This is a genomic window from Haloparvum sedimenti (assembly GCF_001462205.1).
In the GTDB taxonomy this organism is placed as follows: Archaea; Halobacteriota; Halobacteria; order Halobacteriales; family Haloferacaceae; genus Haloparvum; species Haloparvum sedimenti.
In genome coordinates this window covers 1-5,573 of record NZ_LKIR01000115.1, presented here as the reverse complement: position 1 = coordinate 5,573, position 5,573 = coordinate 1, and the positions used below count along the sequence as shown (strand labels likewise).

Annotated in this window: 7 protein-coding genes; 2 read left to right on the top strand and 5 right to left on the bottom strand. The window is 65.1% G+C overall.

The genetic code is table 11. From position 1 onward, the window contains the following. The first annotated feature begins 51 nt into the window (after positions 1 to 51). On the top strand, positions 52 to 237 hold the full coding sequence (locus AN233_RS06440; RefSeq protein WP_058365981.1) for a hypothetical protein: 186 nt from the start codon (positions 52 to 54) through the stop codon (positions 235 to 237). Between the two features lie 133 nt (positions 238 to 370). Next, complete coding sequence (locus tag AN233_RS06435) at positions 371 to 568, top strand: hypothetical protein (protein ID WP_058365980.1); 198 nt, start codon at positions 371 to 373, stop codon at positions 566 to 568. An 895-nt stretch (positions 569 to 1,463) separates the two neighbouring features. On the opposite strand, the gene AN233_RS06430 is transcribed toward AN233_RS06435, so the two are convergent. From AN233_RS06430 to AN233_RS06410, 5 genes are all read right to left on the bottom strand, one after another. Continuing rightward, the gene (locus tag AN233_RS06430) at positions 1,464 to 2,225 is read right to left on the bottom strand and encodes an enoyl-CoA hydratase/isomerase family protein (protein WP_058365979.1); all 762 of its coding nucleotides are present in this window, start codon (positions 2,223 to 2,225) and stop codon (positions 1,464 to 1,466) included. A gap of 98 nt (positions 2,226 to 2,323) precedes the next feature. Further along, positions 2,324 to 2,731 carry a universal stress protein gene (locus AN233_RS06425; protein WP_058365978.1) on the bottom strand — a complete coding sequence of 136 codons (408 nt, stop codon included), beginning with the start codon at positions 2,729 to 2,731 and terminating at the stop codon, positions 2,324 to 2,326. A gap of 141 nt (positions 2,732 to 2,872) precedes the next feature. Continuing rightward, positions 2,873 to 3,595, bottom strand: coding sequence for an ABC transporter ATP-binding protein (locus AN233_RS06420; protein WP_058365982.1), 723 nt, complete (start codon positions 3,593 to 3,595; stop codon positions 2,873 to 2,875). After that, a complete protein-coding gene (locus AN233_RS06415) occupies positions 3,588 to 4,355 on the bottom strand; it encodes an ABC transporter ATP-binding protein (RefSeq protein ID WP_058365977.1) in 768 nt (255 codons plus the stop codon). Before AN233_RS06415 ends, AN233_RS06420 begins: the two co-directional genes overlap by 8 nt. After that, on the bottom strand, positions 4,352 to 5,573 hold a 1,222-nt coding region (locus AN233_RS06410; protein WP_141654132.1), incomplete at its 5' end, for a branched-chain amino acid ABC transporter permease. The genes AN233_RS06410 and AN233_RS06415, both read right to left, overlap by 4 nt.

Sequence of the window (5,573 nt, the reverse complement as noted above, 5' to 3'; positions counted from 1 at the left end):
CCCGTTCGCGTTCGGTGCGCGCCGTTCCGACGGGTCCGCCATCGGGGAGCTATGAGCGACCAGTTCCCCTCGAGTTCGTTCATCGTGACGATGCTCGTCATCGACGCGCTGTTCTTGGGGATTCTCGGGAGCGGGGTCCTCCCGTTCGACCCCAGCGCGCTGCTGGTCGGATTCGGGCTGTTCGGCCTCTCGCCGCTCCTCGCGTACCTGATCACCGAGTCGCGTTCCGACTCGTAGCAGCCACGGTTCGGTCGTACCCGTTCGTGCGTCGTCCGGTTCGCGGTCGTCCGGTTCGCGGTCGTCCGGTTCGCGGTCGTCCCTTCCCCCTCCTGAGAAAAAGTTATATACCCCGAGTCCGGTTATCTGCTCGATGAGAGAGATATTAACACACACCATAATCATCGCCGTATTCGGCGCCCTGCTGTACGCGTCGGCCGTATCGGTGTACACCGCAAACACGGGGAAAATCCTCCTGTTCGGCTACCTCCTGCTGACTCCCCGCCTTTTCGAATTCCTCGGAGCCGTCCGAGAACGGAACAGCGGGGCCCCACAGAAAGAAATCGCCTGAGCCACCCGGAAGTTTCCGACCGGAGCGGAGGTCGCTGCTGCACTCGTCGTGATGGCTCGTGGCGGTCAACGGCGGGTCCTCCGAACAGCGATTCGACTCGCCGGCGGCTGCTCGTTGCCGCTTCCAGCATCCACCGGGTTCTCCGGAGTTCGGTCCCCGCGGTCGGTCGCGTCGCGAGCGTTCGGCACCCCGGGCGTCGATTCGGCCTCCGATCTTCTCTTTAGTTCACCGAGCGGCCCCGCGCAGTCCGTCGAGGGTTCGTCCATCGATCGTTCGTTCAGCTCCGCTGGGCACCCTCGCGACCGGGGGCTCGAAGCGACCTCTCCGACGCATCTCCGCGACCTGTCCCCCCTCCTACAGACACCACAAATACCATAATTAATCTTATAACTCTGCCGTCATTCTATTTTTCATAAATAATCGATAAATCGACGCGTTTCGTATGCGGCCCGTGATCGAGATCTAACTTGACCGGAATCGTGAACCCAAAAATTTGACCGATCCAAACGCTAACCAGGGCTTAGAAGTCAGTTAGCGCATGATTTCGATCCAAACTGATCGATAGTTTGCGCGACACAGCCGGAAGACTGCTCTGCCTGAATCTGTTCGAAATACACCGAATAACACGATTATGTATCGACAATATCTTCTAATTTGATCTTTTACTGGAAATATCCGGTCTATCGTTACTATAACCTCGATCTTTTGGATGGGTGTTCTCTCGACGGTTCCTACCTCTCCAGAAGATATATCGTAATAAAATAATATCTCGAATACCTATGTCAAACCGGCAACTCCGCCGTACTCCAACGAGAGGTGCCGTGACGCGTCCGTGGTCAGTCCCCGGCGGTCGTGAAATTCGCTCTTGAACGACGGTCTCCGCGTTCGGGCGCGGTCACTCGAAGTCGGGCGAGCGTCCCTCAAGGAACGCCGCGACGCCCTCGGCGTGTGCGTCGGTGTCGTACGCGAGCGTCTGGTAGTGAGCCTCTCGTTCGAGGCCGTCCCGCCACGACCGACCGAGGTTGCCGTGGATCGCCCGCTTCGTGAGCGCGATGGTCTCGGTCGGTCGCTCCGCGAGCGTCGACAGCAGCGCGTCGACTCGGTCGTCGAGGTCGGCGTCCGGAACGGCCTCGTTTATCACGTCCCACTCCGCGGCCTTCGACGCGGGGATCAACCGGCCGGTGAAGGCGAGGTCCTTCGTCTTCCGGAGGCCGATGACGCGCGGCAGGATCGCGGTGGTGCCGGCGTCCGGCACCAGCCCGACGTTGACGAACGACGCGCCGAACCGGGCGGACTCGGCCGCGTACGCGAAGTCGGCGAGCGCCGCGATCGCCATGCCGGCGCCGACGGCGTCCCCGTTGACGCGGGCGATCACGGGGACCGGCGCCTCGAGGATCGACTCGGCGACGCCGCCGAGCGTTTCCTGGACGCGTTCGTGCGCTTCCAGGGCGGTCTCGTCGCGGTCGGCCATCGCGTCGATGTCCCCCCCGGAGCTGAACGCGTCGCCCTCGCCGGTGACAACCACGGCGTCGTGTTCGGCGGGGTCCAGTCCGGCCATGGCCTCGACGAGGTCCCGGGCCACCGCTCCGGTCATCGCGTTGTACGACTGGGGCCGGTCGAAGGTGATCGTCCTGACGTCGCCGTCGTCGACGTGCATACTCGTGTCCGCGCGGCCGACGGCCCTATACTCTTCGCTGTGCAGACGGGTTCTCACCGCCCCGCGCTCTCCCCCATTTTGGCACGGAGCGACTCCCGTCAATCGTCCGTCTCCGGCCCCTGCGGACTGCAGACGATCACCGGTCGCTCGGTCTGCAGGATCACCGACTGGGAGACGCTTCCGAACAGCACCTTTCCCGCGGGCGTTCGCTTGCGGCCGGCGACGCAGATGGCGTCGGCGTCCAGCTCGTCCGCGGTCTCGACGATCGACGGCGCGGGCTCCCCGCTCCGCTCGCGGAACTCCACGGTCACGCCCTCGGCGGTCAGGATCGACTCGGCACGCGTCACCGCGTCCACCTGCGAGACCGAGGCCCCTTCCGGGTTGTCGACGAAATCGTGGAGCAGGTACGCGACCACGTCGTCGCCCGAGAAGAGGTCGAGGACCGTCTCGGCCTGTGCGGTCGCACGCTCGATGCTCTCGTCGATCGCGAGCAGTAGCCGTTTCATGTCGTCCCGTTCGCCGCCGCCGGTGTTATAATCACCGGAAAAACATACCGATCGTTCGTCCTGTTTCGCCGCCCGGTTTGGAGGACACCGCGGCCCGGTCCGACCGGGGGCCGGTCGCGGACCCGCCCGGCCTCAGTCGGCTCAGTCGGCTCCGGTGATGCCGAGGTGCTTGTCGAGGACCGCCTGGTCCTCGCGCACGTCCGCGGAGCGGCCCTCGTGAACGATCTGCCCCTTCTCGAGGATGTACGTGTACTCGGAGACGTCGAGTGCCACCGGGATGTTCTGCTCGACGACGAGCACGGTGATCCCCCGGTCGTTCAGCGTCTCGATCACGTCCTCGATCTGTCTGACGACGTACGGCGCGAGCCCCTCGGTGGGCTCGTCGAGGAGCAGCAGGTCCGGGTCGGCGACCATCGCGCGCGCGATCGCGAGCATCTGCTGTTCGCCGCCGGAGAGCACCGACCCGGGGCTGTCCTCGCGCTTCTCGAGGTTCTCGAACATGCCGATCACCTCGTCGACCGAGGGGCCGTCGGACGCGTCGACGCCGATCTGCCCCATCCTGACGTTCTCGCGGACCGTGAGCCCGGGGAAGATCCGGCGCTCCTCGGGGACGAACGTGATCCCCGCCCGGACCGTCTCCTCGGTGTCGAGTCGGGTGACCTCCCGACCGTCGAACGTGATGGTCCCCGCCGTCGGCACGATGTTCCCGACGATCGACCTGAGCGTCGTCGTCTTTCCGACGCCGTTGCGACCGACGAGCGAGACGACGGAGCCGCGCTCGACATCCAGCGTGATCCCCGTAAGGACCTCGGTCATCCCGTAGCCGGCGCGAACGTCACGCAGGCTCAAGATCGGATCACTCACCGCGTCCACCTCCGAGGTACGCGTCCTGGACGGCGTCGTTCTCGGCGATCTCCGTCGGCGCACCGGTCGCGAGCACCTCGCCGCGGGTGAGCACGGTTATGCGGTCCGATACGTCCATGATCAGGTCGATGTCGTGTTCGATGAGCATGATGGACTGGTCGGCCAGCACCTCGTTGACGAGCGCCAACGTTTCCTGCGTCTCCTCGCCGCTCATCCCCGCGGTCGGCTCGTCGAGGAGGACGAGTTGCGGATCCGTCGCGAGGACCAGCCCGATCTCGAGGCGACGCTGGTCGCCGTACGCGAGCGTCCCGGCCAGCTCCTCGGCTCGGTCGTCGAGCCCGATGCGGCGCAGGATCTCGTCCGTTCGGTCGTTCATTTCGTCGAACGATCCGGTGTCCCGGAACAGCGCCTCCGTCCTGCCGAGGTCCGCGTACCGCTTCGACTGGACGGCGAGTCGGACGTTCTCGTGGACCGTGAGGCCGCTGAAGACGTTCGTTATCTGGAACGACCGGCTGACGCCCCGCCGGACGCGCTCGTGCGGCGGGAGGTCGGTGATGGGTTCGCCGTCGAACTCGATCCGGCCGCTCGTCGGCTGGAGCGCGCCGGTGACCAGGTTAAACAGGGTCGTCTTCCCGGCGCCGTTGGGACCGATCACGCTCCGGAACTCGCCGCGCTCGACGTCGAGGTCGACGTGGTTCGTCGCGGTCAGCTCTCCGAACTTCTTCGTCAGGTCGCGGATCTTCAGGGCGGTGTCAGTCATCCGGCTTCCTCCGTGTCTCCAGTGGTGGCGCTCGAGTCACCGAACCGGGAGTCGTCGTACGCGCTGACGACCATCGACGGCAGCGAGACGAGCCCCCGGGGCACGAACAGCACGAACAGCACGAAGATGGTCCCGATGACCAGCCGCCACTGTTCGGTGTACGACGAGAGCACGTCCTCGGCGCCGACGAAGAAGCCCGCTCCGAGCATCGGTCCGATGAGCGTCCCCATTCCGCCGACCAGCGTCATGACGATCACCTCCCCCGAGTGGATCCACGCCAGCGTCTGGTCGGGCGAGATGATGAACGTCCCGGGCTTGACGGCGAGTAAGCCGCCGGCCATTCCCGCCATACCGCCGCTGATGACGAACACGCGCCGTTTGTACTTCCGAACGTCGTAGCCCAGGAACTCGGTCCGTTCCTCGGTCTCCCCGATCGAGGCGAGCACGCTCCCGAACGGGGCGTTCATGACCCGCGTCGCGAAGTACAGCGAACAGAGCGCGAGCCCGAACGCGATGTAGTAGAAGGCGGTCGCCGGCGTTATCTCGATCGGGCCGAGCGGGACCGTGATCGCGCCGAGTTCGACGCCGACGCCGGCGATCCCGACGAGGGGCTCCCAGCCGACCAGTCCGTCGCTGCCGCCGGTGAAGTTGAACTTGAACACCATGTTGTAAAACAGCTCGGCGAACGCGAGGGTGATCATCGCGAAGTAGATCCCGGACACGCGGATCGAGAGGCTCCCGACGACCCACGCGATGAGCGCGCAGACGAGGATCGCGACCGCGAGCGCGACGAGGAACGAGGAGGTCAGGTGGATCATGACCAGCGCCGCGGCGTAGGCGCCCACGCCGTAGAACATCGTGTGGCCGAGCGGGACCAGCCCCGTGTAGCCCATGACGATGTCGAGGCTCAACGCGAAGATGGCGAAGATGAACATCTGGTTGAGCAGCGTGATGTAGTAGGTGTTACCGGTGAGGAGGAACACGAACGGCGCGACCGCGAGCACCGCGACGAACGCGAGCCCGAGGTTCCGCCGCGTGTCGTCGGCGAACACGCCGGACTCGACGCCCGTGAGCAGCGTATCTTCGGCACCCCCCTCACTGTGTTCCGAACCCCCGAACAGCCCCTGCGGCTTGTACAGCAGGACGCCGATCATCAGGAGGAAGATCGTCACGCCCTCGAAGTCCGGCATCGCGACGACGAACCCCTGCAGCTCGAAG